Origin of the sequence: Cryptosporangium arvum DSM 44712 (assembly GCF_000585375.1) — a bacterium.
GTDB lineage: Bacteria > Actinomycetota > Actinomycetes > Mycobacteriales > Cryptosporangiaceae > Cryptosporangium > Cryptosporangium arvum.
The window spans coordinates 5,983,673-6,009,214 of the sequence record NZ_KK073874.1; the positions used below are offsets into that span (position 1 = coordinate 5,983,673).

The 25,542-nt window shown below is 72.0% G+C and carries 21 protein-coding genes; 9 read left to right on the forward strand and 12 right to left on the reverse strand.

What is annotated here, in order from left to right:
* Positions 1-51 precede the first annotated feature (51 nt).
* Both CRYAR_RS27390 and CRYAR_RS27395 read left to right on the forward strand, forming a co-directional pair.
* Positions 52-792: an ABC transporter ATP-binding protein gene (locus CRYAR_RS27390; protein WP_035856261.1), complete on the forward strand. Its 741-nt coding sequence runs from the start codon at positions 52-54 to the stop codon at positions 790-792.
* The gene (locus tag CRYAR_RS27395; RefSeq protein ID WP_035856262.1) at positions 792-3,281 is read left to right on the forward strand and encodes an FtsX-like permease family protein; all 2,490 of its coding nucleotides are present in this window, start codon (positions 792-794) and stop codon (positions 3,279-3,281) included. The genes CRYAR_RS27390 and CRYAR_RS27395 overlap by 1 nt, the downstream gene beginning before the upstream one ends.
* Here CRYAR_RS27395 and CRYAR_RS27400 read toward each other — a convergent pair.
* Genes CRYAR_RS27400 through mshC form a run of 3 tightly spaced genes read right to left on the reverse strand, consistent with a single transcriptional unit; the run spans position 3,243 to position 5,160 of the window.
* Complete coding sequence (locus CRYAR_RS27400; RefSeq protein ID WP_035856264.1) at positions 3,243-3,674, reverse strand: hypothetical protein; 432 nt, start codon at positions 3,672-3,674, stop codon at positions 3,243-3,245. The genes CRYAR_RS27395 and CRYAR_RS27400 overlap by 39 nt on opposite strands.
* The gene (locus CRYAR_RS27405; protein ID WP_035856266.1) at positions 3,671-3,901 is read right to left on the reverse strand and encodes a hypothetical protein; all 231 of its coding nucleotides are present in this window, start codon (positions 3,899-3,901) and stop codon (positions 3,671-3,673) included. The genes CRYAR_RS27400 and CRYAR_RS27405 overlap by 4 nt, the downstream gene beginning before the upstream one ends.
* A gap of 23 nt (positions 3,902-3,924) precedes the next feature.
* On the reverse strand, positions 3,925-5,160 hold the full coding sequence (gene mshC, locus CRYAR_RS27410) for a cysteine--1-D-myo-inosityl 2-amino-2-deoxy-alpha-D-glucopyranoside ligase (protein WP_035856267.1): 1,236 nt from the start codon (positions 5,158-5,160) through the stop codon (positions 3,925-3,927).
* Positions 5,161-5,365: 205 nt separating this feature from the next.
* Between mshC and CRYAR_RS27415 the strand changes: the two genes are divergently transcribed.
* The gene (locus CRYAR_RS27415) at positions 5,366-6,805 is read left to right on the forward strand and encodes an amidohydrolase family protein (protein WP_035856268.1); all 1,440 of its coding nucleotides are present in this window, start codon (positions 5,366-5,368) and stop codon (positions 6,803-6,805) included.
* Here CRYAR_RS27415 and CRYAR_RS27420 read toward each other — a convergent pair.
* Complete coding sequence (locus tag CRYAR_RS27420; protein WP_035856269.1) at positions 6,802-7,698, reverse strand: LysR family transcriptional regulator; 897 nt, start codon at positions 7,696-7,698, stop codon at positions 6,802-6,804. The genes CRYAR_RS27415 and CRYAR_RS27420 overlap by 4 nt on opposite strands.
* A 71-nt stretch (positions 7,699-7,769) precedes the next feature.
* On the opposite strand from CRYAR_RS27420, the gene CRYAR_RS27425 reads away from it, so the two are divergent.
* Positions 7,770-8,585 (forward strand): SDR family NAD(P)-dependent oxidoreductase, encoded by an 816-nt coding sequence (locus CRYAR_RS27425; protein ID WP_035856270.1) that lies wholly within the window; start codon positions 7,770-7,772, stop codon positions 8,583-8,585.
* A 7-nt stretch (positions 8,586-8,592) separates the two neighbouring features.
* Here CRYAR_RS27425 and CRYAR_RS27430 read toward each other — a convergent pair whose 3' ends face one another.
* Genes CRYAR_RS27430 through CRYAR_RS27450 form a run of 5 tightly spaced genes read right to left on the reverse strand, consistent with a single transcriptional unit; the run spans position 8,593 to position 12,639 of the window.
* Positions 8,593-9,414 carry an SCO1664 family protein gene (locus CRYAR_RS27430; protein WP_035866780.1) on the reverse strand — a complete coding sequence of 274 codons (822 nt, stop codon included), beginning with the start codon at positions 9,412-9,414 and terminating at the stop codon, positions 8,593-8,595.
* Positions 9,411-9,938, reverse strand: a complete 528-nt coding sequence (locus CRYAR_RS27435) for a DUF3090 family protein (RefSeq protein ID WP_035856271.1) — start codon at positions 9,936-9,938, stop codon at positions 9,411-9,413. Before CRYAR_RS27435 ends, CRYAR_RS27430 begins: the two co-directional genes overlap by 4 nt.
* Before the next feature lie 51 nt (positions 9,939-9,989).
* Complete coding sequence (locus CRYAR_RS27440) at positions 9,990-10,703, reverse strand: histidine phosphatase family protein (protein WP_035856272.1); 714 nt, start codon at positions 10,701-10,703, stop codon at positions 9,990-9,992.
* A 44-nt stretch (positions 10,704-10,747) separates the two neighbouring features.
* Positions 10,748-11,584, reverse strand: coding sequence for an undecaprenyl-diphosphate phosphatase (locus CRYAR_RS27445; protein ID WP_035856273.1), 837 nt, complete (start codon positions 11,582-11,584; stop codon positions 10,748-10,750).
* A complete protein-coding gene (locus tag CRYAR_RS27450; RefSeq protein WP_035856275.1) occupies positions 11,581-12,639 on the reverse strand; it encodes an LLM class F420-dependent oxidoreductase in 1,059 nt (352 codons plus the stop codon). The genes CRYAR_RS27445 and CRYAR_RS27450 overlap by 4 nt, the downstream gene beginning before the upstream one ends.
* A 92-nt stretch (positions 12,640-12,731) precedes the next feature.
* Here CRYAR_RS27450 and CRYAR_RS27455 point away from each other — a divergent pair, with 92 nt between their 5' ends.
* The 3 genes from CRYAR_RS27455 to CRYAR_RS27465 are packed head-to-tail and all read left to right on the forward strand — an operon-like array spanning position 12,732 to position 14,973.
* Entirely contained in the window at positions 12,732-13,700 is a 969-nt protein-coding gene (locus CRYAR_RS27455; protein WP_035856276.1) for an aldo/keto reductase, read from the forward strand.
* Positions 13,701-13,740: 40 nt separating this feature from the next.
* A complete protein-coding gene (locus CRYAR_RS27460) occupies positions 13,741-13,938 on the forward strand; it encodes a DUF5703 family protein (protein ID WP_035856278.1) in 198 nt (65 codons plus the stop codon).
* Positions 13,939-13,977: 39 nt separating this feature from the next.
* Entirely contained in the window at positions 13,978-14,973 is a 996-nt protein-coding gene (locus CRYAR_RS27465; RefSeq protein WP_035856280.1) for a M48 family metallopeptidase, read from the forward strand.
* A gap of 7 nt (positions 14,974-14,980) precedes the next feature.
* Here CRYAR_RS27465 and CRYAR_RS27470 read toward each other — a convergent pair whose 3' ends face one another.
* Both CRYAR_RS27470 and CRYAR_RS27475 read right to left on the reverse strand, forming a co-directional pair.
* On the reverse strand, positions 14,981-15,697 hold the full coding sequence (locus tag CRYAR_RS27470; RefSeq protein ID WP_051571018.1) for a hypothetical protein: 717 nt from the start codon (positions 15,695-15,697) through the stop codon (positions 14,981-14,983).
* Between the two features lie 23 nt (positions 15,698-15,720).
* Positions 15,721-17,028 carry a M20/M25/M40 family metallo-hydrolase gene (locus tag CRYAR_RS27475; protein ID WP_035856281.1) on the reverse strand — a complete coding sequence of 436 codons (1,308 nt, stop codon included), beginning with the start codon at positions 17,026-17,028 and terminating at the stop codon, positions 15,721-15,723.
* A gap of 116 nt (positions 17,029-17,144) precedes the next feature.
* Between CRYAR_RS27475 and CRYAR_RS27480 the strand changes: the two genes are divergently transcribed.
* Entirely contained in the window at positions 17,145-19,187 is a 2,043-nt protein-coding gene (locus CRYAR_RS27480; protein WP_035856282.1) for an NAD(+) synthase, read from the forward strand.
* A 1,644-nt stretch (positions 19,188-20,831) separates the two neighbouring features.
* A complete protein-coding gene (locus tag CRYAR_RS27485) occupies positions 20,832-23,684 on the forward strand; it encodes a helix-turn-helix transcriptional regulator (RefSeq protein WP_035856283.1) in 2,853 nt (950 codons plus the stop codon).
* Between the two features lie 110 nt (positions 23,685-23,794).
* On the opposite strand, the gene CRYAR_RS49145 is transcribed toward CRYAR_RS27485, so the two are convergent.
* The gene (locus tag CRYAR_RS49145; RefSeq protein ID WP_063725770.1) at positions 23,795-25,540 is read right to left on the reverse strand and encodes a DUF6328 family protein; all 1,746 of its coding nucleotides are present in this window, start codon (positions 25,538-25,540) and stop codon (positions 23,795-23,797) included.
* Between the last annotated feature and the right edge of the window lie 2 nt (positions 25,541-25,542).

Sequence of the window (25,542 nt, forward strand, 5' to 3'; positions counted from 1 at the left end):
CGCGACGAGAGCCAGACGATTCACGCGTTCACACTTCGTAGCGTCGAGGGCATGGACACCACCGCAGCGGTCACCGCGACCGAGCTCACGAAGACGTACGGCACCGGCAACACCAGAGTCAGCGCGCTGCGCGGTGTCTCGCTCGCGGTGCCCCACGGGCAGTTCGTCGCCATCATGGGGCCGTCCGGCTCCGGCAAGTCGACGCTCCTGCACTGCCTGGCCGGGCTGGACAAGGCGTCGTCGGGCCGGGTGCGCATCGGCAACGCGGAGCTCGACGGGCTCGCCGACGGGCGGTTGACCCGCCTGCGCCGGGAAGCGGTCGGCTTCGTGTTCCAGTCGTTCAACCTGCTGCCGACGCTCTCCGCGGCCGAGAACATCCTGCTGCCGCTGCGGCTGGCCGGGCGTCGTCCGGACGGTGAATGGCTCGACCGGGTGATCGACCTGCTGGGCCTCGCCGACCGGATGCACCACCGGCCCAACCAGCTCTCCGGCGGGCAGCAGCAGCGGGTGGCGGTCGCGCGGGCGCTGATCACCCGGCCGTCGGTGGTGTTCGCCGACGAGCCGACCGGCAACCTCGACTCGCGCTCCGGCGCCGAGGTACTGAGCCTGCTGCGGGCCAGCGTCCGCGAGCTCGGCCAGACCGTGGTCATGGTGACCCACGACCCGCGCGCGGCCAGCTACTCCGACCGCGTCGTGTTCCTCGCCGACGGCCGGATCGTCGACGAGGTCACCGACCCGACCCCCGAGGTCGTGCTCGACCGGGTCGGCCGGCTGGAAGAGCGGGCGGCCTGATGCTGCGCGTCGCGCTCACCCGGGTCCGCTACCAGTTCGGATCCCTCCTGCTCGTCTCGCTGGCGGTCGCGGCCGCGGTCGCGTTCATCGCGGCGTCGTTCACGTTGGGCGACGCCATCCGCGCCGCGGTCTACCGGGAAACCGCCGCCCAGGCCGCGCCGGTCGCCGCGCACGCCACCCCCGGGGACACGCCGTTCACCGGCACGCAGGTCCGGGCGGTGGCCGCGTTGCCGGGCGTCACCGCGGTCCAGCCGCGCGCGGACTTCGGCACGATCACGCTGCTGCAGTCCGACGGGACGGTCGTGCGCGTACCGGGGCAACCGATCCTGTCGGCGTTCGTTGCTCCCGTCGACCCGGCCCTGTCCGAGCACGAGCTGACCGCGGGCCGGTTCCCGGCGAAGCCCGGCGAGCTCGTCGTCCCGGCGTCGCTCGCCGACGACCGGGGCTGGAAGCCCGGGACGACCGTCCAGGTCCTGGACACCAAACGCGCCGCGCACCGCTTCACGATCACCGGCACCGTGGACGGCCGGGTGGAGGAGGGCGCCGCCGGTCTGCTCCCGGCTGACTACTCGTCGCTGCTGGGCGTGAGCGAGTGGTCCGCGCTCGACGTCACCGGCTCGGTCACTCCCGACGCCGTCCGGGCGGCGCTGGGTTCGGCCACCGTCGTCTCCGGCCCCGAATACGCCGACCAGCTGGCGTCCGCGCAACTCGGCGGCTCGATCACCGCGATCATCGACGGGCTGAAGCTCTTCGCGTGGGTCGCGGTCGCGGTGGCCGTCGCGGTGGCCTACAACGCGTTCGGCATCGTGCTGGCGCAGCGCCGGCGCGAGGTGGCGCTGGTGCGGTGCGTCGGCGCCGGCCGCGGACAGGTGTTCCGCGCGACGATCGTCGAAGCGGGGGTCGCGGGCCTGGTCGCCGCGGTGGCCGGCTACGTCGCCGGACAGGGGCTGACGGCGGTCGCCACCTACGGGCTGACGTCGGCCGGGCTCGCGCCGGACAGCCTGCGGGTGACGTTCTCGCCCGTCGCCGCCGTGGTCGCGCTGATCGTCGGCGTCACGGTCTCGGTGCTCGCCGCCGTACTGCCGGCCTGGTCGGCGACCCGGGTAGCGCCGGTGCGGGCGCTGTCCGACCAGGGCGAGCTGATCGAGGACGCCCGGGTGGGCCGGGTGCGGCTCGGCGCCGGGGTGCTGCTGCTCGCCACCGGGTCCGCGCTGGCCTGGTACGCGGCCGACCAGCGGGACAGCTGGACCGGGATCGGCGGTGGGTTCCTGGTCATGCTCGCGCTGCTGGCGCTCGGGCCGGTCGTCGTCGGGCCGCTGGTGCGCGTAGTCGGGTTCCCCGGGCGGATCGCCGGTGCGGCCGGACACCTGGCCGCCGCCAACGGCGCGCGCAACCCGCGGCGGACGGCGGCGGTGACGAACGCGCTGACGATCGGCATCGGCCTGGCCACGGTCATGCTCGTCGGGTTCGCCTCGCTGGAGAAGACCGCGAACGCGCAGCTGACCGGGAGCTACTCGGCCGACTTCACGCTCACCAGCGTGGCGCCCGCGCCGGCCTCGCTCCCCACCGGGCTGGCGGCCGCGCTGGAGAAGAAGTCGCAACTGCAGGCGCCGGTGCCGGTGCGCTCCCACGACGTCGACCGGATCACCGGCAAGAACGCGACGATCGGCACCAGCGTGCTCGCGCTCCCGCCGGACGCACTGCGCGCGCACCTCCCGGCGAAGTTCACCCGCTCCGGCGACCTGCGCGACTTCGGTCCGGGCCGGGTCGTCGTCACCGCGCAGGCCGCGAAGGACCTCGGCGGTGTCACCGCCGGTGACACCGTGCGGGTGGGGAACACCGCGGTACGGGTCGCGGCGGTCGTCGACGGCGGGTACAGCTCGCCGTTCGGTCCGCTCACGTTCGACCCGTCGGACTTCGACCGCTGGTACGGCTCCGCCGCCCCGACCGGCCTGCTGGTCTGGGGGAAGTCCGGTGTCGACGCCGCCGACGCCCGGGCCGCGATCGACGACTCGATCGCCGCGCTGCCCGACGTCGAGGTGCAGGACCTCGCCGGCCTGCTGGACGATCTGGAGTCGCAGATCAACGGCTACCTGATGGCCGGTGGTCTGCTGATCGGCATGGCGGTGTTCATCGCGGTGCTCGGCGTGATGGTGACGCTGACGCTGTCGGTGCTGGAACGCCGCCGGGAGATCGCGGTGCTGCGTGCCCTCGGTCTGACCCGGGGCCAGCTCTACACGACGCTGACGCTGGAAGGCGCGATCATGGCGCTGCTCGCGGCGGTGGTGGGCACGGCACTGGGCGTCGGCCTGGGGATCGCCGGCACGCTCGCGGCGTTCGGCGTCCAGGACGATCTGCTGATCGCGCTGCCGGTGCGGATGATCGCCGGTGTGCTGGTCGGGGCCGCGGTGATCGGTGTCCTGGCCGCGCTCCCGCCCGCCCGCCGGGCGTCACGGACCGCTCCGGTCGAGGCGCTGGCCACGGCCTGACCGTTCGACCGGAACCGCACGGGGAGCGAAGCGGCGGGTCGCCGCTTCGAACTCCTCGTCGCTCACCCCCATGCTCACCAGGTCGGCCAGCGGGATCCCTCCGTCCGGACCGGCGAAGGTGTACCAGGGCTCCGCCGACGGCTCGACGCCCTGGTGGGGGTGGACGACGACCGAGTGGTTCGCCGACGCCACGATCGCGATGCGGTCGAGCTGATCCCAGGGGATCGCGACGGAGTCCGGGCCGTTGACCCCGGAGACGCCGTCCGGGTCGTCGGCGCCGCGGCAGCTCAACGTCTGGTACCCGTCCGGCTCCCGCCGCACGACGCTGACGTCGAACGTTCCGGCGCCCCGGTCGTACACCACGACGCAGTTCCCGACCAGCGCCGGCGTCACCCACCCGACGGCCGCGGCGGCCGGCGGAACGCCGACGCCACCAGGTCGGCGACCGGGAACACCCGGTCGCCGAGCCGCACATCCAGGTCGTCGATGCAGCGTTTCGGGTTCGGCTCGTACCGCGCCGGCACCAGCCGGGCGCTGTGTTCGGCCTCGCGGCCGACCAGCGAGGTCCTCCACGCGGCGACGCTAGTGAGGCGCGCCGTCCATCCACGAACCGGCGGCACAACTCCAGCCGATCGGGGCAGGGTCAGAGCACGATTCCGAGGAGCGCGTCGACCGTGGAGCGAACCAGCGCCGGAGCGGTGGGGTCCGGGCCGCCGTCGCGCAGGGCGGTCGCGGCCCACTCGTCGACCGCGCGGATCGCGCCCGGGGAGTCGAGGTCGTCGGCGAGCCGCTCCCGTACCCGCGCCAGCAGGTCGATCGCCGACGGACCGGTGGCCAGTGCGGCCGCGTCCCGCCAGCGGGCCAGCCGGGCCTGGGCCTCGATCAGGGCGTCCGCGGTCCAGGAGCGGTCCGACCGGTAGTGCCCGGACAGCAGCGCGAGCCGGACCGCCATCGGGTCGACGCCGTCGCCGCGCAGCCGCGACACGAACACCAGGTTTCCGCGCGACTTCGACATTTTCTCGCCGTCGAGGCCGATCATCCCGGCATGGACGTAGTGCTTGGCGAACGGCCACTGGTCCGCGGCCGCCTCGGCGTGCAGCGCCGACATCTCGTGGTGCGGGAAGATGAGGTCGGAGCCGCCGCCCTGGACGTCGATGCCCAGCCCCAGGCGGTTGACCGCGATCGCCGCGCACTCCACGTGCCAGCCCGGGCGCCCCGGCCCGACCGGGGAGGGCCAGCGCGGCTCCCCGTCGCGGGCGCCCCGCCAGAGCAGCGGGTCGAGCGTGTTGCGCTTCCCGGGGCGGTCGGGGTCACCGCCGCGCTCGGCGAAGAACCGCGCCATCGTGTCGGCGGAGTACCCCGACTCGTACCCGAACCGCCGGGCGGCCGCGACGTCCTGGTAGACGTCGCCGGTGCCGTCCTCGAGCCGGTACGCCACCCCGATCGACACCAGCTTCTCGACGAGCTCGGCGATCTCCTCGACGGCCTCGACGACCCCGACGTAGTGCGCCGGCGGGAGCACCCGCAGCGCGGTCATGTCCTCGCGGAACAGCGCGGTCTCGCGCATGCCGAGCACCACCCAGTCCTCGCCGTCGCGGTCGGCCCGCTCGAACAGCGGGTCGTCGACGTCGGTGACGTTCTGGACGTAGACGACCTCGTGGCCGTTGTCGCGCCAGACCCGGTTGACGAGGTCGAACGCCAGATAGGTGGCGGCGTGGCCGAGGTGCGTGGCGTCGTACGGGGTGATCCCGCAGACGTACATCCGGGCGACCGGCCCCGGCGACGTGGGCCGCACCTCGCGCGTGGCCGAGTCGTGCAGCCGCAGCGGCACGCCGGTTCCGGGGAGAAGGGGCACGTCAGGGTGCGGCCAGCTCTGCATTCCCCGAGCGTAACCGGGATCGCGTCAATGCTGAACGACCGCTTTGCGGACGACCGTCCGCTGAATGGACATCAGGCGTGGCCAGACCCCAGGGGTTGACAGGTCACCTTTCCCGCACAAAGGTTCTCTCAGCAGCTCAGCGCTCACTGTGCGGACATACGTCCGCCCAAAGTCAGTACCGGGACGACGAAGGAGTCGAACACCCATGAGCGACCAGTTCCAGCCCGGCCGCCCGATCGTGCTGCGCGGCGGCACCGTCCTGCCGATGGACGCGTCCAAGTCCGTCCTGCGCGACACCGACGTGCTCGTCGTCGGCAACCGGATCGAGGCCATCGGGCCGAACCTGTCGGTGCCCGAGGGCACCGCGGAGATCGACGCCCGCGGCGGCCTGGTGATGCCCGGCATGATCGACACCCACCGGCACATGTGGCAGACCGCGATGCGCGGCTACGGCGCCGACTGGACCCTCACCCAGTACTTCGTCTTCTACTACCTCCAGCACGGCAAGTCGTTCCGGCCCGAGGACATCTACGCGGGCAACCTGCTGTCCGCGATCGAGGCGCTGGACGCCGGGGTCACCACCACCGTCGACTGGTCGCACAACAACCACACCACGCAGCACGCCGACGCCGCGGTCGACGCCCTCGAGGCGATCCCGGGCCGGTTCGTGTTCGCGTACGGCAACATCCAGGGCGGCGCCTGGGAGTGGGCCACCCAGCCTGCGTTCCGCGACTTCGTCGAGCGCCGGATGCACCGCGGCGACATGCTCGGCTTCCAGCTGGCGTTCGACGTCACCGGCGACCCGGCGTTCCCGGAGAAGGCCGCGTTCGAGGTCGCGCGGGAGCTCGGCGCCACCGTCACCACGCACGCCGGGGTGTGGGGCGCCACGAACGACGACGGCATCCGGCTGATGTACGAGAACGGCTTCATGACGCCGGGCAACGTCTACGTGCACGCCGCGACGCTCTCCGACGACTCGTACCAGCGCATCGCCGCGACCGGCGGCTCGGTGTCGGTCTCCACCGAGAGCGAGCAGAGCTGCGGGCAGGGCTACCCGCCCACCTGGGTGCTGCGCAAGCACAACGTCCCGGTGTCGCTGTCGATGGACACCAGCGTCTGGTGGAGCGGCGACCTGTTCTCGGCGATGCGGGCCACGCTCGGCGCCGACCGCTCCCGCGAGCACCTCGAGGCGCACAAGAACGGCGACACCGTCACGCACTCGCACCTGCGCGCGGACCAGGTCGTGGAGTACGCGACCCGCGGCGGGGCGGCGGCGCTGGGCCGCGACGACCTGGGTCGGCTCGCGGTCGGCACGAAGGCCGACGTCGTGCTGATCAAGAACGACAGCTCGCCGGTGATGTTCCCGCTGCTGAACCCGTACGGGCACGTCGCGTTCCAGGCCCAGCGCGGCGACGTCCACACGGTCCTGGTCGACGGCAAGGTCGTCAAGCACGACGGCAAGCTGGTCGGGATCGACCTGGAGGCCGCGCGCACCGCGATCGCGTCGACCGTCGAGTACCTGCAGAACACGCTGGGCGCGGAGGCCTGGGAAGCCGGCATGAACCCCGACATCCCGGAGACCAAGGTGCTCGACAACCCGTACACCTACACCGACTACCGCAGCAGCTCCACCCACGGCAACTAGTCGGACGTGAGATCGGTGGTCGCGGCGAGCTCCGCGACCACCGACACCACGTTGCGGACCAGCGGCGTCTCGTCCCGCCAGATCACCACGGTCTCGGCCACCTCGCCCACCAGCGGGACGAACACCACGCCGCTGCCGCGCAGGCTGCGCGAGGACGCCGCCAGCCGGGTCACGCCGACCCCGGCGGCGACGAGCGCCAGCAGGTTCTGCACGCTGCCGCCCTCGGCCACGACACGCGGCGCGAAGCCGGCCGCGGCGAACTCGGCGTCGTAACGCAGGTGCCACGGCAGCCAGGAATCGCGCGGGGTGAGCACCCAGGGTTCGTCGTTCAGCTCCCCGAGCGCGACCGAGTCCCGCGCGGCCAGCGGATGGCCCACCGGTAGCACCGCGCACGCCGGCTCGGTGGCGATCACCCGCGTGCGGAGGTCGTCCACGCACGGCGGGCGCCCGAACCCCACGTCGTACCGACCCGCGCGCAGGCCGGTCACCATCTCCGCGATCGACACCGCGTCGGTCGTGAGGTCCCACTCGCCGAACCGTGTCCGCAGCGCCCGCACGACCGGGGGCAGCAGCGTGTTGGCCGCCGAGGCGAGGAACGCCAGGTCGACCCGGCCGAGCTCACCCCGGGCGGCGCGCGCGGCCGTCGCGACGGCCCGTTCGGCGCGCGCGAGCACCGCGCGCGCCTCCGGGAGGAACACCGCGCCGACCGCGGTCAGCCGGGTGCCCCGGGTGTCCCGGTCGAAGAGGCGGGCCTTCAACCGGCGCTCGAGCACGGCGATCTGCTGCGACAGCGACTGCTGGGCGAGGTTGAGCCGGGCGGCCGCCGCGGTGAAGCTCGACTCCTCGGCGACGGCCACGAAGTAGCGCAGGTGACGCAGCTCGAGGTCGCTCACAGGCTCGGACTGTAACCGCACCCGGCAATCGGTGTTGGTCGGCGGCACCCCGGAGCCCGCACCGTGGAGCCATGCAGAAGACATGGTTGATCACCGGTTGCTCGTCCGGCTTCGGACGCGAGATCGCGCTCGCGGCGCTCGCCGCCGGCGATCAGGTCCTCGCCGGCGCACGGAAGCCCGGCGTGCTCGCGGAACTGCGCGGCGGGAATCTGGAAACCGCCGCGCTGGACGTCACCGAGCCCGGCGCCGCCGAGCGGGCGGTAGCCGCCGCGATCGACACGTTCGGGCGGCTGGACGTGGTGGTGAACAACGCCGGGTTCGCGATCGTCGGCGCGGTGGAGGAGACCACCGAGGACGAACTGCGGCACACGATGGAGGTGATGTTCTTCGGCGCAGCCGCGGTGACGAAAGCCGCGGTGCCGATCCTGCGCGAGCAGGGCCACGGCACGATCGTGCAGATCAGCTCGATGGGCGGCCAGCTGGCCTTCGCGGGCGTCGGAGCGTACTGCGCGGCGAAGTTCGCGCTGGAGGGCTACTCCGAGGCCCTCGCCGCCGAACTCGAGCCCCACGGCGTGCGCGTGCTGATCGTCGAGCCGGGCGCGTTCCGCACCGGGCTCAACGGCGGCCGGATGATCGTGTCGGCACCCCTGGACGCCTACCGCGACACGGCCGGTGCGACCCGCGCCAACCTGGTGAACGACGACGGCGTGCAGCCCGGCGACCCGGCCAGGGCGGCCCGCATCATCGTCGACCTGGTCCACAGCGACGACGCACCGCTCCGCCTCCCGCTGGGTCGCGACGCGGTCGACGCCCTCCGCGCCCACCAGAGCCGGCTGGCCGCCGACCTGGCCGAGTGGGAACACGTCAGCGTCGCGACGAGCTACTGACCGGTGGTCAGAACGGCGGCCAGGGCACCACGTGACGGCGGGAGTTGGGCCGGGGGAAGCGGCGGGAGCGCAGCAGACGGTCGACCCGCGCGACCGTCGTGTCGACCTCGGTGACGGTCAGGTGCTCCTCCAGCGCCTGACGCAGCGCCCCGTCGGAGCCCAGCTCGCCGCGCACCCGGTTCAGCGCCTCGACCTCGTCGTCGTCGAGCGGCTCGCCGCCCCACCCCCACAGCAGCGTCCGGAGCTTCGTCTCCTCGTGGAAACACAAGCCGTGGTCGACGCCGTACAGATGTCCCTCGGCGGTGAGCAGCAGGTGCCCACCCTTGCGGTCGGCGTTGTTGGTGACGGCGTCGAGCACGGCCAGCCGGCGCAGGCGCTGGTCGTCGGCGTGGGCCACGACCACGTCCCGGCCGCCGCCGTCGATGCCGCCGAACACCGGGAACCAGCCCTTCGGGACCTTGTTCTCGGGCAGCAGGTCGACGAGGTCGTCGACGGACTCGGACTCGATCCAGAGCTGGCACATGCCGGGGCCGAAGGGCCCGTCACGCAGCAGGGTCGGTGGCACCAGGTCCCAGCCGAAGGCCTGGTCGACCAGGTAGGCGGAGACCTCGCGCCCGGCCAGTGTGCCGTCGGGGAAATCCCAGAGCGGGCGCTCACCGCGCACCGGCTTGTAGACGCACGCCGCGCTGACGCCGTTGGCGCTCACGGTCGCGAGGAGGGTCGCGTTGCTGGCGTCGACGAGGCGGCCTTCGATCGTCAGCTCACCGGTGGCCAGCAGGACGAGTGCTTCCGCCGGGTCCAGAGCCGCCGGCTGTTCTGCTGTGCTCAGCGCCGGTACCCGTTCTGACGGGGGCAGACGTGCCCGCCGGCCTCCAGCGGCAGCCCGCACAGCGGGCAGGGCGGACGCCCGGCGGCGACCACCCGCACGGCCCTGGCGACGAACGCCCTGGTCTCGTTGGCGGTGAGGCGCACCCGGAGGCTGTCGAGCTCGTCCTCCGTCTCCTCCTCGTCGTCGGATTGCGCGGTGGCTTCGACGATGACCGTGGAGGACTCGGCGTCCCAGGCGAGCGAGAGTGTCCCGACCCGGAACTCCTCCTCCACCGGCGCCGTCAGCGGCGCGGTGTCGACGTCGTCGGGCTCGTCGCCGGTGTCGGCGCCGAGCCGGCGCTGGGCTTCCTCGAGCAACTCGACGAGCCGCTCCGCCAGCAGCGCCACCTGGGTCTTCTCGAGCACGACGCTGACGGTGCGGCTCTCATCGGTGGCCTGCAGGTAGAACGTGCGGTCGCCGGGCTCCCCGACCGTCCCGGCCACGAACCTCTCGGGGCGTTCGAACGCGTAGACCTGACCTGCCATGCCTCGACCCTACGCGGTCCGGACGCGGGCTGCCTCCACGAGGTCCCCGCGTCAGACGGTGCCGGCGCCGCCGCCGACCACCGCGTCGGAATCGTCGGACGGCTCGGCGTCGCCGGCCGCTTTCGGCGGCGGGAGCAACCCGGTCAGATCGCCCCCGATGTCGTTGACCCGCACCACGAACGGCCGGGTTTCGGAGTACCGGACGATGCTCACCGAGCACGGGTCGACCACGATGCGCTGGAACAGATCGAGGTGCATGCCGTAGGCGTCGGCCAGGATCGCCTTGATCACGTCGCCGTGGCTGCAGGCGAGCCAGACCGCGTCCTTGCCGTGGGTCTCCTCGACCTTCGCGTTCCACTCGCGGACCGCCGCGACCGCCCGGGCCTGGGTGGCCGCCAGCCCCTCCCCCTCCGGCCCGGGGAACACCGCGGCCGACGGGTGCTGCTGGACGACCTTCCAGAGCGGTTCCTTCACCAGATCGGTGAGCTTGCGCCCGGTCCAGTCGCCGTACTTGCACTCCCCCAGCCGGTCGTCGATCACGGGGGCGATCTCCCGGTTCGCCCAGACCGGTGCCACGGTCTGCTGGCACCGGTCGAGCGGGCTGGCCACGATCGCCGCGAGCGGCACCGGGCGCAGCCGCTCGGCCACCGCGTCGGCCTGCGTGCGGCCGTGGTCGTCGAGGTTGACGCCGGGCGTCCAGCCGGCGAGCACCCCGCTGGTGTTCGCGGTACTCCGGCCGTGCCGCAGCAGCACCAGCGTCGGCATACGTCCAACCTCATCCCGGGGAAAGCGAGTGGAAAAGCTCAACCCTACGTCGCCGAAATGACCCCGGTTCCGACCAGCAGCAGCACGATCGTGCCGAGCACCACCCGGTAGACGATGAACACCGTGTAGCTGTGCTTGGCGATGAACTTCAGCAGCCAGCTCACCGAGGCGTATCCCACGACGAAGCTGACGAGGGTCGCGACGATCGTGTTCGCCCAGCCGACGCCGCCGGAGATCCGGTCGTACTCGGTGACGCCCTGCAGGATGCTCGCTCCGGTCAGGGCCGGGATCGAGAGCAGGAACGAGAGCTTGGTGATCGTCACCCGGTCGATGTCACGCAGCAGACCGGCGGACATCGTCGCGCCGGACCGGGAGACGCCCGGCACCAGCGCCGCGCACTGCGCGAGGCCCATGATCAGTGTGTCCTTCCAGGTGATGTCGGCCTCGTGGCGGCGCTGGGTGGCCGCCCGGTCGGCGAACCACATCACGCCGCTGAAGAGGATCAGCGCGGAGCCGACGAACCAGAGGCTGCGCAGCGTCGTCTCGATCGCGTCCTGGAAGAGCAGCCCGACGATGATGATCGGGATCGACCCGATGATCACCGCGACGCCGAGCCGGAAGTCCGGATCGGTCTTGGGCCGCTTGCCGGCCAGCCCGGCGAAGAACCCGACGATCATCCGGATGATCGTCTCGCGCAGGAAGATGATCGTCGCCAGCACCGCGCCGGACTGGATGATCACCGTGAACGCGGTGATGTCCGGGTCGTCGATGCGGTAGCCGAGCAGCTTCTCGATGATCGTCAGGTGCCCGGTGCTGGAGATCGGGAGGAACTCGGTGAAGCCCTCGACGGCGCCGAGGAGGATCGCTTCGAAGATGTTCACTGAGTCGGGGAGTCCAATCCGGCGAGGCGGTAGGCCTCGTCCACTGCCTGCAGGGTCTCGATGCCCGAGCGCTCGCCGGGGAAGGCCGCCACCGCGACCGTCGTCACTCCCGCGTCGGCCAGCGCACGCAGCCCCTCGGCGATCCGCTCGACCGGGCCGAGCAACGAGGTGCGGTCGAGGAACTCGAACGGGAGCGCGGCGTAGGCCCCCTCGTAGTCGCGCCGCAGGTACTTCTCCTGCACCTCGGCGGCCTCGTCGGCGTAGCCCATCCGGACCGCGAGCCGGTTGTAGAAGTTCTGTTCCCGGCTGCCCATCCCGCCGACGTAGAGCCCGGCGTACCAGCGCACCGCGTTCGCGCACTCCTCCGGGTCGTCGCCGACGACGACCGGGACGGTCGCGACGACGTCGAAGTCCTCCATCGACTTCCCGGCCTTCTCGCGGCCGGCGCGCACCAGCTCGAGCTGCTCCGGCCCGAACTCGGTGGAGTAGAAGATCGCCAGCAGGCCGTCGGCGATCTCGCCGGCCAGCTCGAGGTTCTTCGGCCCGACCGCGGCCAGGTAGGTGGGGATGTGGTCGCGCACCGGGTGCACGGTCAGCATCAGCGCCTTGCCCGGCCCGTCCGGCAGCGGCAGCTGGTAGTGCGCGCCGTCGTACTTCACCCGGCGCTTGCGCTCCAGGGCCATCCGGACGACGTCGACGTACTCGCGGGTGCGCGCCAGCGGCTTGTCGAACCGGACGCCGTGCCAGCCCTCGGAGACCTGCGGGCCGGAGACGCCCAGGCCGAGCCGGAACCGGCCGCCGGAGAGCGTGTCGAGCGTCGCGGCGGTCATCGCGGTCATCGCCGGCGACCGGCCGGGGATCTGGAAGATGGCCGACCCGATGTCGATCTGTTCGGTCTGGGCCGCGACCCAGGCGAGCACGGTGGCCGCGTCCGATCCGTAGGCTTCCGCCACCCAGACCGACGACCAGCCGAGACGATCCGCTTCCCGGGCCAGTTCCAGGTTCGCGGCGTCGTTGCCCGCGCCCCAGTACCCGAGGTTCACCCCCAGTTTCACGTGCCACTCCCGTCTCGGTGTGAGGTCACGGCGCAGCGTAACGGCGGGTCGGTGCTCCGGTGTGGGGTGGGGCGACGGTAGCGTCCGCTGCCATGGAACTGCGTGCCCTCGGCCACAGCGGGCTGATGGTGTCCCGGCTCGCGCTGGGAACGATGTCCTGGGGGCGGGACACTGAAGCGGACGACGCCGCCGAGCAGCTCAAGGCGTTCACCGACGCCGGTGGGACGCTCGTCGACACGGCTGACGTCTACGCGGACGGTCGCGCCGAGGAGCTCCTGGGCGAACTGATCGGACCGGTCGTCCCGCGTTCCGCGGTGCAGATCGCCACCAAGGCGGTGGCGGTCCCGGCCCTGCGGCGGCGCGACGCGTCCCGGGGGCATCTGCTCTCGGCTCTGGACGCCTCGCTGGCGCGCCTGCGCACCGATCACGTCGATCTCTGGCAGCTGCACGCGTGGGACCCGCACACGCCGCTCGAGGAGACGCTCTCGGCCGTCGACATCGCGGTCAGCACCGGGCGGGCGCGCTACGTCGGCATGTCGAACTACACCGGCTGGCAGACCGCGAAGGCGGCCACCTGGCAGCTCGCGCACGGCCGCCCGCGGCTGATCTCCACCCAGGTCGAGTACTCGCTGCTCGAACGCGGCGTCGAGCGCGAGGTCGTGCCGGCCGCGCTGGATCTCGGGATCGGGCTGCTGCCCTGGTCGCCGCTCGGCCGCGGGGTGCTGACCGGCAAGTACCGGCACGGCACGCCGAACGATTCGCGGGGCGCATCGCCGCACTTCGAACGGTTCGTCGGCCGGTTCCTGGAGCACCGGTCGGCGCGGGTCGTCGAAGCGGTCGCGACCGCCGCCGACGGCCTCGGGGTCTCGCCGCTCGCGGTGTCGCTGGCCTGGATCCGCGACCGGCCGGCGGTGGCCGCGCCGGTCGTCGGCGCCCGCACGGTGGGGCAGCTGATGGGCTCGCTGCAGACCGAGTCGCTGACGCTGCCGGCGGAGATCCGGCGCGCGCTCGACGACGTGTCCGCGCCCGAGTTCGGGTACCCGGAACGGGACGGTGGGTGAGTTCGCCGCCACCGCGCGGAGATTGAGGCACTATGGCTGAGTGCCCCCAGATTACGAGTACGCACCGCTGCGGTTGCCACCCGGAACCGACCGGGTGTCCGCCCAGGTGGAGCTGACGATCCGGGCCGAGTACGGAGGCTGGGAGCTGGCGCGGGTCCGGCTCTACGCCGACGGCACTCGCAAGGTCGTCCTGCGCCGCCGCCGCACTGCTTCGTCCAGCCCCGCCCTGGCGACCTAGTTCTAGGCTGGCCTCCGAGAGCTTCGAGGGAGGCCCCCGATGACCATCGAGATCTCGACCGAACGCCGCCGGTTCCCCGGCGTCAGCCCCCGCGCCTACGAGCACCCCGCCGACCGCGGCGCGCTGGTCGCGCTACGCGCGGTACCCGGCCTGCCGTCCGTGCTGCGGGCACTGTCCGGGGCGGTCGGCGAACGCCGGGAGCGGCTCCTGCTGCTCGCCTCGGCGGTGAAGGTGACGACAAAACAGTTCCCCGAGGTGCACGCCCTGCGCCTGGAGTGCGCGGCGACGCTCGACATCAGCCCCGTGCCCGAGGTGTTCGTCCTGCGCAACCCGGAACCGATCGCGATGACGATCGGCATGGATGCGCCGTTCCTGGTGCTGAGCACCGGCCTGATCGAGCTGCTCGACACCGATGGGCTGCGGTTCACGATCGGCCACGAGATGGGCCACGTGCTCAGTGGGCACGCGGTCTACCGGACGCTGCTGCTGCACCTGACCAGCGCGTCGCTCAACCTGGCCTGGTTCCCGATCGGCTACTGGGGGCTGCGGGCGATCCGGCTCGCGCTCGAGGAGTGGTACCGCAAGTCCGAACTCTCCTGCGACCGGGCCGGGCTGCTCTGCGGCCAGGACCCGCAGGCGGCGCTGCGTACGCACGCGCTGATGGCCGGGGCGATGAGCACCGGCCCGGACGAGCTCGTCGACTTCCTCGCGCAGGCGGACGAGTACGACGACGCCGCGGACATCCGCGACAGCCTGCTCAAGCTCGGGCACCTGTCGGGACGTTCGCACCCGCTGCCGGCGCTGCGCGCGGCCGAACTGCAGCGGTGGGCGACCTCCGACGAGTACACGGCCGTGGTCGGGGGCGCGTACCCGCGCCGGGTCGACGACCCGGACACGTCGTTCACCGCCGAGGTGAAGGCCGCCGCGGGCGCCTACCGGGACGCGGTGGCGTCGTCGAACGACCCGCTCGCCAAGCTCGTCACGAAGGCCGGCGGAGCGGTGGCCGACGGCCTGCGGAGCTTCCGCAGGCCGTAGCCGGCCGCTACCAGAGGCGCGCCGCGGAGCCGTTCACCGGATCGCGGGGCGCCGGCACCGGTTCCTCGAGCGACTCCTCGTCGACGATCTCCTCGTCCATCCGGTAGAGCTGCACCTCGTCGGGGCTGAGCAGCAGCGGGTCGGCCCCGCCGGACGCCGGGGCGTCGGCGAAGGTCAGCGGCCGGTGCAGCGCGTTGACCAGCAGCACGCCGTTGCCGGGCACGAGGTCCTCGGGGTAGGCGTCGAGCGCGGCGACCGTGCCGTCACCGGCCTGCACCAGCTCGTTCACCGCTTCGCCGACGTCGGTGACCGGGCGGGCGGCGTGGGTGGAGTCCACCGCCGCCCACGACGTCCGGCGCGCCTCGGTGGCCAGCGAGAGCAGCCGGGACGGTTCCGGGATCACGTAGTCGCGCCGGTGGCGCACCGACACCATGACCGCGCTGTCGCCGGCCGGTGCGCCGCCGGTCGGCCGGCTCGGGGCCGGGGGTGCGCCCGGCGCCGCCTCGGGTTCGGCGTCGGACTCCAGGTACTCGCAGTCCCAGGGGGTGACCTCGTCGTAGATCTCGCTGATCAGGTCGTCGTAGCGGACCGTGGCGTTGTTCAGCGCCACGTAGGCACGCCAGATCCGTTCCTCGGGCGCACCGGCTCGCAGCACGGCGCGATGGTTCCGGGCGGCGCTGACGACCGCCTCCAGCGCCGCGTCGATCTGGGCTTCGGTAGACATTCCTGAGCTCCCAGCGGCCGTGGTCAACTACGAGAGAGAAAGCGGTCCAGCACACGTACCCCGAAGCGTAGGCCGTCGATCGGCACCCGCTCGTCGACACCGTGGAACAGCGACGCGAAATCGAGATCCGCGGGCAGCCGGAGCGGGGCGAACCCGAAGCACCGGATGCCCAGCCGCGACAGCGCCTTGCCGTCGGTGCCCCCGGAGAGCATGTACGGCACCGGGCGCGCCCCCGGGTCCTCGAAGCGCAGCGCGTCGGCCATCGCGTCGACGAGCGCACCGTCGAACGTGGTCTCCAGCGGGATCTGCTCCATCGTCGGCTCGACCGTGACGCCGGGGCCGGCGAGCTCGCGGATCGTCGCCAGGAACTCCCGCTCCTGCCCGGGCAGCACCCGCCCGTCGATCGCGGCGGTGGCCGAGCCGGGGATGACGTTCACCTTGTACCCGGCGTCGAGCATCGTCGGGTTGGCGGTGTTGCGCAGCGTCGCGCCGATGATGCGTGCGATCGGGCCGAGCTTCGCGATGGCCAGCTCCGGCTCGTCGGGGTCGAACTCGATCCCGAGCGCGTCGCTCGCCTCCTCGAGGAAACGCCGGACGGTGTCGGTGAGCACGAGCGGGAACCGGTGGCGCCCGATGCGCGACACCGCCTCGGACAGCGTGGTGATCGCGTTGTCCTCGTGGGTGAACGAACCGTGGCCGGCTTGACCGGTGGCGGTCAGCCGCAGCCACTCGATGCCCTTCTCCGCGGTCTCGATCAGGTAGAGCCGCAGGTCGTCGGTGACGCTGACGGAGAACCCGCCGACCTCGCTGATCGCTTCGGTGCACCCCTCGAACCACTCGGGGTGGTTCTCCACCAGCCAGTGCGCGCCGTGGACGCTGCCGGCCTCCTCGTCGGCGAAGAACGCGAGCGTGACGTCGCGCGGGGGCTTGCGGCCCTCGCGGGCCCACTGGCGCACCAGCGCCAGGATCATCGCGTCCATGTCCTTCATGTCGACCGCGCCGCGACCCCAGAGGTAGTCGTCGCGGATCTCGCCGGAGAACGGGTCGACCGACCAGTCGGCGGCGTTGGCGGGCACCACGTCGAGGTGGCCGTGCAGCACCAGCCCGCCGCGGCCGGGGTCACTGCCCTCGATGCGCGCCACGACGCTGGCCCGGCCGGGCTCGCTCTCGTAGATCTGTGCGGCGATGCCGACCTCGTCGAGCTTGGCCGCGACGTACTCGGCCGCCGCCCGCTCCCCCGCGCTGGTCGCGGTCTCACCGGTGTTCGTGGTGTCGATCCGGATGAGGTCGCGAGCGAGATCGACGACTTCTTCTTCGGCGCTGGGGCTCATGCGCCCTTGATACCAGCCCCCGCCGACAACCGGTCGGCGCGAGCGCGCCGAGTTTGGCGGGCGCCGGGTGTGCCGATCACCAGGGCACCGACCGGCCTCTGCGAAACTGACTGCTGATGGACTTCTACTCTGCTTACGACCAGGGCTTCTTCCGGGTGGCGTCGTGCACGCTGCACACCACCATCGCCGACCCCGCCGCCAACGCCGACGCCGTGCTCGCCACCGCGCGGGAGTGCCACGACGAGGGGGTGGGCCTCGCGGTGTTCCCGGAGCTCACGCTCTCGGGCTACTCGATCGAGGACCTGCTGCTGTCGGACTCGCTCCTGGACGCGGTGGAGGACGCGATCAGCACGATCGCGGCCGCGTCGGCGGAGCTGCGCCCGGTGCTCGTCGTCGGCGCGCCGCTGCGCTACCGCCACCGGCTCTACAACACCGCGGTGGTGATCCACCGCGGCCGGGTCCTCGGCGTCGCCCCGAAGTCGTACCTGCCGACCTACCGCGAGTTCTACGAGCGCCGCCATTTCGCCCCCGGTGACGACGTCCGCGGCGAGCTCCGGCTGGGCGGTGTCGACGTGCCCTTCGGGGCCGACCTGCTGTTCGACGCCGTCGACGTGCCCGGGTTCGTGCTGCACGTCGAGGTCTGCGAGGACATGTGGGTGCCGATCCCGCCCAGCGCCGAGGCGGCGCTGGCCGGGGCCACGGTGCTGGTCAACCTGTCCGGCAGCCCGATCACGATCGGGCGGGCCGAGGACCGGAAGCTGTACTCGCGTTCGGCCTCGTCGCGGTGCCTGGCCGCCTACGTCTACGCGGCGGCCGGTGAGGGCGAGTCCAGCACGGACCTGTCCTGGGACGGGCAGACGCTGATCTTCGAGAACGGCGTGCTGCTGGCCGAGAGCGACCGGTTCCCCGACGGTCCCCGCCGGGCGGTCGCCGACGTCGACCTCGACCTGATCCGCGCCGAGCGGCTCCGGATGGGGACCTTCGACGACAACCGCCGCCACCACGCCGCCCGCGTGGACGGCTTCCGCCGGGTGGACTTCGCGGTCGAGCCGCCCGAGGGCGACATCGGGCTGCGGCGGCCGCTGGCCCGCTACCCGTTCGTCCCGGCCGACGCCTCCCGGCTTGAGCAGGACTGCTACGAGGCCTACAACATCCAGGTGTCGGGTCTGGAGCAGCGTCTCCGCGCGATCGGCGGGCCGAAGGTCGTCATCGGCGTCTCCGGCGGGCTGGACTCCACCCACGCGCTGATCGTCGCGGCCAAGGCGATGGACCGGCTGCACCGCCCGCGCACCGACATCCTGGCGTTCACGATGCCCGGGTTCGCCACCAGCGACCACACCCGCAACAACGCGGTCGCGCTGGCCGAGGCGCTGGGCGTGACGTTCGAGACGCTCGACATCCGGCCGGCCGCGACGCAGATGCTCACCGACCTCGGTCACCCGTTCGGGCGGGGCGAGGAGGTCTACGACGTCACGTTCGAGAACGTCCAGGCCGGGTTGCGCACCGACTACCTGTTCCGGGCGGCCAACCAGCGCAACGGCATCGTGCTGGGCACCGGCGACCTGTCCGAGCTGGCGCTGGGCTGGTCGACCTACGGCGTCGGCGACCAGATGTCGCACTACAACGTCAACGCGGGCGTCCCGAAGACGCTGATGCAGCACCTGATCCGCTGGGTCACCGCCTCCGGCCAGTTCACCGCCGAGGTCGACAAGGTGCTCCAGGCGGTCCTGGACACCGAGATCACGCCCGAGCTGGTCCCCACTCGTCAGGGTGAGGTGCCGCAGAGCACCGAGGCCAAGATCGGGCCGTACGCGCTGCAGGACTTCTCGCTCTTCCACGTCCTGCGCTACGGCTTCGGCCCGGCCCGGATCGCGTTCCTGGCGCTGCACGCCTGGCGGGACGTCGAGGCCGGCGAGTGGCCGCCGAACTACCCGCAGCAGCACCGCAACGCCTACGACCTGGCGGCGATCCGGCGCTGGCTCGAGGTGTTCGTGCAGCGCTTCTACTCGTTCAGCCAGTTCAAGCGGTCGGCGCTGCCGAACGGCCCGAAGGTGTCCGCGGGCGGGTCGCTCTCGCCGCGCGGCGACTGGCGGGCCCCGTCGGACGCGTCCGCCCGGACCTGGTTGGACGCGCTGCACCGCGACGTTCCGGAGTCTTGAGTACCTGATCGTCCCTTCCTGGGGCATTCATCTCGGCCGAACGGTGGTCCTCTGTAGTCACTTCAGGTGATTACAGAGGACACTTCGGCTGCGCTCCGTCGCAGACGCCGGTGAACGGGCGGACCTCACGTGAATCGACGTGAATGCCGTGGACGAACCCAGGGGGCGACGAACTGGACGCCGCGATTGTTACTCAGCGTTGATGGTGACGGCCGCCCTGGACCACGGAACAATCGATCGGAACACGCTACCGATTGGTAGCTCGACCCTCGCCTCCGCTCACGTTTTTTTGAATTCCATTTAAAACGAGCTACGTTTTAAATAGGGTTCAACAATTGCGACCTGTGGCCCTCTATAAGGTTCAGTTAATACGGACGGCATTCGACCGTAACTGTCCAGGCTCGAATTCCCCGAGAAGCGCTCCCGATCGCGGCGCGGAACGCCCGGATCGGCTCGACGGGAATTCGATCCGCAGCCACCGCGCCGAGCGAACGACCGGCCGTCGGAAGCAACACGCTCAGCGCCACGCAGTGGGCTGCGGAATGCCTAGGCCCCAATACCGGACCGGAAAGCCGGGAGCCCGCCGCAGAATCGGCCTTAGCGGCTCGGGAAACAACTCCGGCCGGCGAACCCGCACTCGAGCCGAACACCGGGAACAAGAGCGCGTCGGATCCATCCGGCGACCATTCGCCGGCGCGCACGGCGCCCGGAAAACCCAAAACCCCGACCGGTGCGCACACGCCCTGCGGGGGAGGGCGGTGCGGCCGGCCGGGGCCTGTCGTCCGCGCTACCGCGAAGTCGTTCGCGGGGTGCTCGCCGTAGCGCGGCGCGTTCCGGGTGGTGCGATAGTCCGTGTCCGCCCCGTCCTCGCCGGGCCGGCCGCCATCTTTCCTGGTCAGGTCAGAGGGGCCGTAGCCCGGCGAGAGGGGACGTCTGCGAACGGCGCGGGGGCCGTTCGGCGCCGGCGTCCACCGGGGTTCCGGGGGCCGGGGAGCTGCCCGCACTCGTGTTCACCTGGGCCGCGAGGGGCCGGTCCGGTGCGGAGTGCGCGGTCAGCGGTACTGCGCTCGTGGGGATGGGGCGCTGAATGGACCGAAGTGGTCAGCCGTGCTGCATGGCACTACTCCTTTGGGAACGAAGGAATCGACGAAAAAGTGAGAAAGAAGATATTCAGATGTGGCTCAGCGCGGAGGCAACAGCCGTTCCGCCGCCAGCGACTAATGCGACTGCGGCAAGAGCGACCGCGGTGGAAACAGAGGCAACGAGCCGTCCGATACGCATGATCTCTCCTTGATGGGGGAACCGAAAAATGAATTCGGGTGCCCTAGGGGTTTCGCAACACTTCGACGCGTCGTGTTCTCGAGCATTTTCGAGGACGGGAGTAACCATTCCATGCCTCGCCGTAATGGCAAGCCTCTTAAGGTAAAAGAAAGGTTCGCGTTTGTAGCCGGCGACGCCAGTCCGCTGTGCGGCGCAACGCTTGCGAGTCGACCGGGAAGCAATTCGGGCAAGAAACTCCCACTGGCCCGTTTCGCCGAGCTGCGTACTAAATGAGGTAGAGTTGAGCCGAACGACATGAGTTGTTCACGCGCTCCGGAACGTGACTCACTTGTTCACTCTCCGTCCGCGCCCTATCCTGGGTCAGTGACGATCTCTCCGGTCCCCGGTTCGTTGATCGGGCGTGACCCGGAGATCGCGAAGTTCGACCGGTGGATCACCGGTTGCCTCCAGGGCGACGGCCGCGCGGTCCTCATCGACGGCGAGCCCGGGATCGGCAAGTCCACGCTGATGCGAACGGTGTCCATCCAGGCCGCCGAAGCCGGCTTCACCGTCTACCGTGGCGCGGGCGACGAACTCGGCCAGGCGCTGCCGCTGCTGCCGTTCCTCGACGCGCTCGAGGTCCGCGAGTCCACGACCGACCCGCGTCGCCGCTCGGTCCTCCGGCTGTTACGGGGCGACTTCTCGGCCGGCGGCTCGGTCGACGCGGTCACCGCGGCCTCCGAACAGCTGTTCGCTCTGGTCGAGCAGCTGTGTGAGCAGTCGCCCACGATGGTCGTCATCGACGACCTGCAGTGGGCCGACCCGACGACCGTCGCGCTCTGGGGCCGCCTGGCGAAGGCCGCCCGCCAGCTCCCCCTGCCGCTTCCGCTGTTCCTGCTCGGGCTCGCCCGGCCCACCCCGCAGGGCGACAGCCTCCGCGCGCTGCGGCGGGCGGTCGAACCGGGTGAGCTCGTCCGGCTGAGTCCACTGGCCAACGACGACGTGACGGCGCTGCTCACCAGCCTGACCGGCGCCCGGCCCGGTGCGCAGCTCTCCCGCCTCGCCGACGGTGCCGCCGGCAACCCGCTCTACCTCACCGAGCTCGTCGGCGCGCTCAGCCGCGGTTCCTACCTCACCGAGACCGAGCCGGGCACCGTCGACGTCACCTCCGGGTCGGCTCCGCGCACGCTCACCGCCGCGATCGCCGACCGGCTCGGGTTCCTGTCCGAGCAGGTCCGCAGCATCCTGCGCGCGGCGGCGCTGCTCGGGGTGCAGTTCGCGGTCGACGACCTGGCGCTGGTGCTCAAGCAGAGCGTCACCGAACTGCTCCCGTCGCTGGAGGAGTCCCTCTCCGCCGGCGTCCTCGCCGACACGCCCGAGGGCCTCGGATTCCGGCACCCGCTGATCCGCACCGCGCTCTACGAGGAGCTCCCGGCGTCGGTCCGGTCCGCGCTGCACCGCGACGCCGGCCGGGCGCTCGCCGCGGCGCACGCACCGGTCGAACGCGTCGCCCGGCAGCTGCTCTCGGCCGACAATCCCAACGGTCCCCGGCTCGGCCCGCTCGAGCCGTGGGTGCAGGACTGGCTGACCGAGGCCGGCCCGGCGCTCGTCGCGCAGGCGCCGCAGGCGGCCGCCGACTTGCTCCGCCGCGCCACTACCAGCTGGCCGGCCCGCCCTGCGGACGACTCGCTGTCCACAATGCTGGCCAACGCGCTGTTCCGGCTCGGCAATCCGCTGGACACGGTGGAGGTGGCCGTCTCGGCACTCGATCGAGTGACCGACCCCGACATCCTCGTCGAACTGCACTGGATCCACGCTCAGGCACAGCTGCAGGTCGGCGACACCCCCACCGCCCTCGAAGCGCTGCAGAAAGCGCTCGCCAATCCGAACCTCGGCGCGCTGCACCGCGCCCGCCTGCTGATTTCACTCGGACGCGCCCACCGGGTGGCCGGTCAGGTGAAGCTCGCGGAGAAAGCCGCCGAGCAGGCTCGCGCGCTCGCCATCGAGTCCAACGACCGGTGGGCGCTGGCGTGGGCGCTCCACTTGCTCTCGATCGCGAGCGTCACCGGCGGCGGCAGCGCGGAGAGCCTCGCGCTGTACGACAACGCCATTGCGGCTACCGGCGACGATCTAGCGCTCGTCGATCTCCGGCTGCTGGTGAAGATCAACCGCGCGATCTGGCTCGGCGACCTCGACCGGTACCCCGAGGCGCTGGAGGCGCTCCGCGAGGTGCGCGACGAGGCCGAGCGGGTCGGCAGCGCGATCCGGCTGGCCCAGGCCTACACGGGGCTGTGCGAGCTGTACTTCGAGAACGGCCAGTGGGACGACGCGCTGGCCGACCTGGACGCGGCGCCCGACGACGCGCGGGACCAGGCCTCGGCCTGCCAGCACCGGGGCATGGTGGCCGCGATCTACCTCCACCGCGGCGACACCGAGGCCGGTCTGCACAACCTCGCACTCTCCGAGACGCACGAGGAGTTGCTCGGCCTACGCGTCATCGCGGCGCCCGCATTGGCGCGGGCGCTCCGCTCCGAGCAGGCCAACCAGCCCGAGGAAGCGCTCGCGGGTCTGCTCTCCAACCTCACCGGTGAGGTCGAGGAGCTCGACGAGATGGAGGAGCTCCTCCCGGACGCGATGCGGCTGGCGGTGGAGTGCCACGACACCGAGGCCGCAGCGCACGTCCTGCGCTACGCCGAGGAAGCAGCCGCCCGCTCCGCGAACCCGCACCGGATCGGCACGGCGCTGTACTGCCGCGGGCTGCGCGACGGCGATCCGCAACAACTGCTCCAGGCGGCCGAGCAGTACCTCGTCGCCGGACGTCCGCTCTTCCGTGCCAACGCGCTGGAAGCCGCCGCCGCGCGCTTCGCCGAACTCGGGGAACGGGCCGAGGCCCGCACCGCGTTCAGCCGCGCGCTCGACGGCTACCAGGTCCTCGACGCGAAGTGGGACGCCGCCCGGCTGCAGAACCGGTTCCGGGAGTACGGCATCCGGCGTGCGCCGCGGGTCAAGCACCGCCAGGCCCGGTCCGGCTGGGACAGCCTGACCCCGACCGAGTCGAAGATCGCCGAGCTCGTCGTGCAGGGGATGTCGAACCCGCAGATCGCCGCGCAGCTGTTCCTCTCGCCGCGGACGGTGAGCACGCATGTCTCGCACATTCTGAGCAAGCTGGATCTGCGGTCACGGATTGACCTGGCGCGCGAAGCGGCGCTGCGCAGCGAGAACTCGCCGGACGCCTGACGGCGCCCGGCGAGTGCGGCGTTCCCGGAGACGGTCCCCGGAGACGGTTCAGCCGGGGATCACCCCTCGTGATCCCCGGCTGTGCCGTCCCTCGGTCCCCGCGATGGGCTTCAGTGGTGTTTCGGGCCGGGCGTGTGGGGCGGTGTCACCCGGGCCCGGCCGACGACACCGTCGGTGTTCTCGTCGCCCAGCACCGGGATCGAACCGGTGTCGGTGAGACCGACCGGCGCGGGGCCTGCCACGGCGGGGCCGGCAATGGCAGGTCCGGCCGCGCCGGCCGGGGTCGATGCGGCCAGCGACTGGCCGGGCCGGTCCGAGCTGTAGGGCCCGGCCGGGGTCGGTGCGGCCTCCCCGCCCGGGGCGGGGAGGCCGGTGGGGGCCGGGCCGAGCGGGAGAGCGACGCCGAACTGCGTGACGCCCTCGTCGGCCCGGCCGTGCTGCATGCCGTCGCCGGACCGGCCGTGCTGCGTCCCGGGTTCCGGGCCCAGCAGCGGCACCTCGCCGGTGTGGTAGACCGACGGCAGGTCGGTCAGCGAGATCCCGTGGTGACGCCCGGCGCGGGCGGTCCACCCGGAGCCGTCGGGCTGCTGGGCGGCGGCACCGTCGAACGTGTTGCCGTACGGGCCGGTCTGTCCCAGCGCGATCGGACCCAGCGGGTCGATCGCCGCGTACGGGCCGGTCGGGACGTCAGCTCCGCCGATGGGGTCCCCGGGGCCGGAGCGGGCGCTGCCGACGCTGCCGACGGGGCCGCTGACTGGGCCGGGGGCGCCGCCCGGGGCCGGTGCGCTCTGGCCATAGGCGCCGCTCACCGGCATCGGACCCCACGCTCCGCTCACCGGCATCGCCGGACCGGCGCCGTAGGCACCGCTGACCGGGGCCGACGGTGATCCGTACGCGCCGCTCACCGGCGCGGCCGGGGTCGGGCCGGGAAAAGGGCCCCCGTGGTCGTTCCCACCGTTCGCACGGCGCGGGGGGTACGGGCCGTTGGGGCCCGTCGCCGCACCGGGCTGCGGCGACGGGCGGTCGTAGCCGAGGGCCGGCAGCCGGCCACCGGGGTACCCCAGCTGGTCCGAACCCGCCCGGGGCGGCTGCGGCGTCGGCATCATCGGCAGCCGCGGCGCGGGCCAGGTGGGGCCGGGACGCAGCTGCGGGGGGTGCGGCCCGGGCAGGAGCCGCTCCTGACCGGCCACCATCCGTGGCTTCAGCGCCGGGGCGCCCACCGGAGCCGGAGCACCCAGCGCCCGGGCCAGATGATCTCCGTTCACCCGCTCGCTCCGCACCCGCTCGCTGCGGAGCTTCTCGCTAGCGACCTCCAGTGCCACGATCGTGGCCTCCTTCCGACGTCGTTTCTGTCCTCGCCGGGTCCATCCCGGAGCGAAGTACCACCAGGTCAGGAACCACAGCAGGGTGCCACCGGTGATGGGGAGCGCGAACGAGGTGCCCATGACGACGTCGAGGATCAGCAGCAGGACGCCGTTGACCGCGAGCATCATCAACGTGACACCCCAGAACGCGAACCGGCTCGACGCCTTCACCAGCTGCGCCTCGAGCCGGCGCCGGAAGACCAGCCGGTGGAACGGGGCCGGGGCGATCAGCAGGCAGGTGGCGCCCGCGACGAGCACCAGGCTCACCACGTAGACCATCCGCTGGAAGCGGGTCGTCTCGTCGAACCCGCTCGTGAACGCCAGCGTGAGCAGGAACACGAGCAGGAGCTGCGTGCCGATCTGGGCGGCGCGGGTCTCCTGCAGGATCTCCAGGTAGTTCCGGTGCCACCGCTGGGTCGGGGTTTCCTGCGTCCGGGGGTCCCGTCTTTCGTTCCGGTCCGACGAGCGGCCCGTGGTCAGTTCCGCAGACATAG

Coding starts and splice junctions, on each gene's coding strand:
- CRYAR_RS27390 (WP_035856261.1), top strand. CDS start 52: ATGGACACCACCGCAGCGGTCACCGCGACCGAGCTCACGAAGACGTAC.
- CRYAR_RS27395 (WP_035856262.1), top strand. CDS start 792: ATGCTGCGCGTCGCGCTCACCCGGGTCCGCTACCAGTTCGGATCCCTC.
- mshC (WP_035856267.1), bottom strand. CDS start 5,160: ATGCAGAGCTGGCCGCACCCTGACGTGCCCCTTCTCCCCGGAACCGGC.
- CRYAR_RS27415 (WP_035856268.1), top strand. CDS start 5,366: ATGAGCGACCAGTTCCAGCCCGGCCGCCCGATCGTGCTGCGCGGCGGC.
- CRYAR_RS27425 (WP_035856270.1), top strand. CDS start 7,770: ATGCAGAAGACATGGTTGATCACCGGTTGCTCGTCCGGCTTCGGACGC.
- CRYAR_RS27435 (WP_035856271.1), bottom strand. CDS start 9,938: ATGGCAGGTCAGGTCTACGCGTTCGAACGCCCCGAGAGGTTCGTGGCC.
- CRYAR_RS27440 (WP_035856272.1), bottom strand. CDS start 10,703: ATGCCGACGCTGGTGCTGCTGCGGCACGGCCGGAGTACCGCGAACACC.
- CRYAR_RS27455 (WP_035856276.1), top strand. CDS start 12,732: ATGGAACTGCGTGCCCTCGGCCACAGCGGGCTGATGGTGTCCCGGCTC.
- CRYAR_RS27465 (WP_035856280.1), top strand. CDS start 13,978: ATGACCATCGAGATCTCGACCGAACGCCGCCGGTTCCCCGGCGTCAGC.
- CRYAR_RS27470 (WP_051571018.1), bottom strand. CDS start 15,697: ATGTCTACCGAAGCCCAGATCGACGCGGCGCTGGAGGCGGTCGTCAGC.
- CRYAR_RS27475 (WP_035856281.1), bottom strand. CDS start 17,028: ATGAGCCCCAGCGCCGAAGAAGAAGTCGTCGATCTCGCTCGCGACCTC.
- CRYAR_RS27480 (WP_035856282.1), top strand. CDS start 17,145: ATGGACTTCTACTCTGCTTACGACCAGGGCTTCTTCCGGGTGGCGTCG.
- CRYAR_RS49145 (WP_063725770.1), bottom strand. CDS start 25,540: ATGTCTGCGGAACTGACCACGGGCCGCTCGTCGGACCGGAACGAAAGA.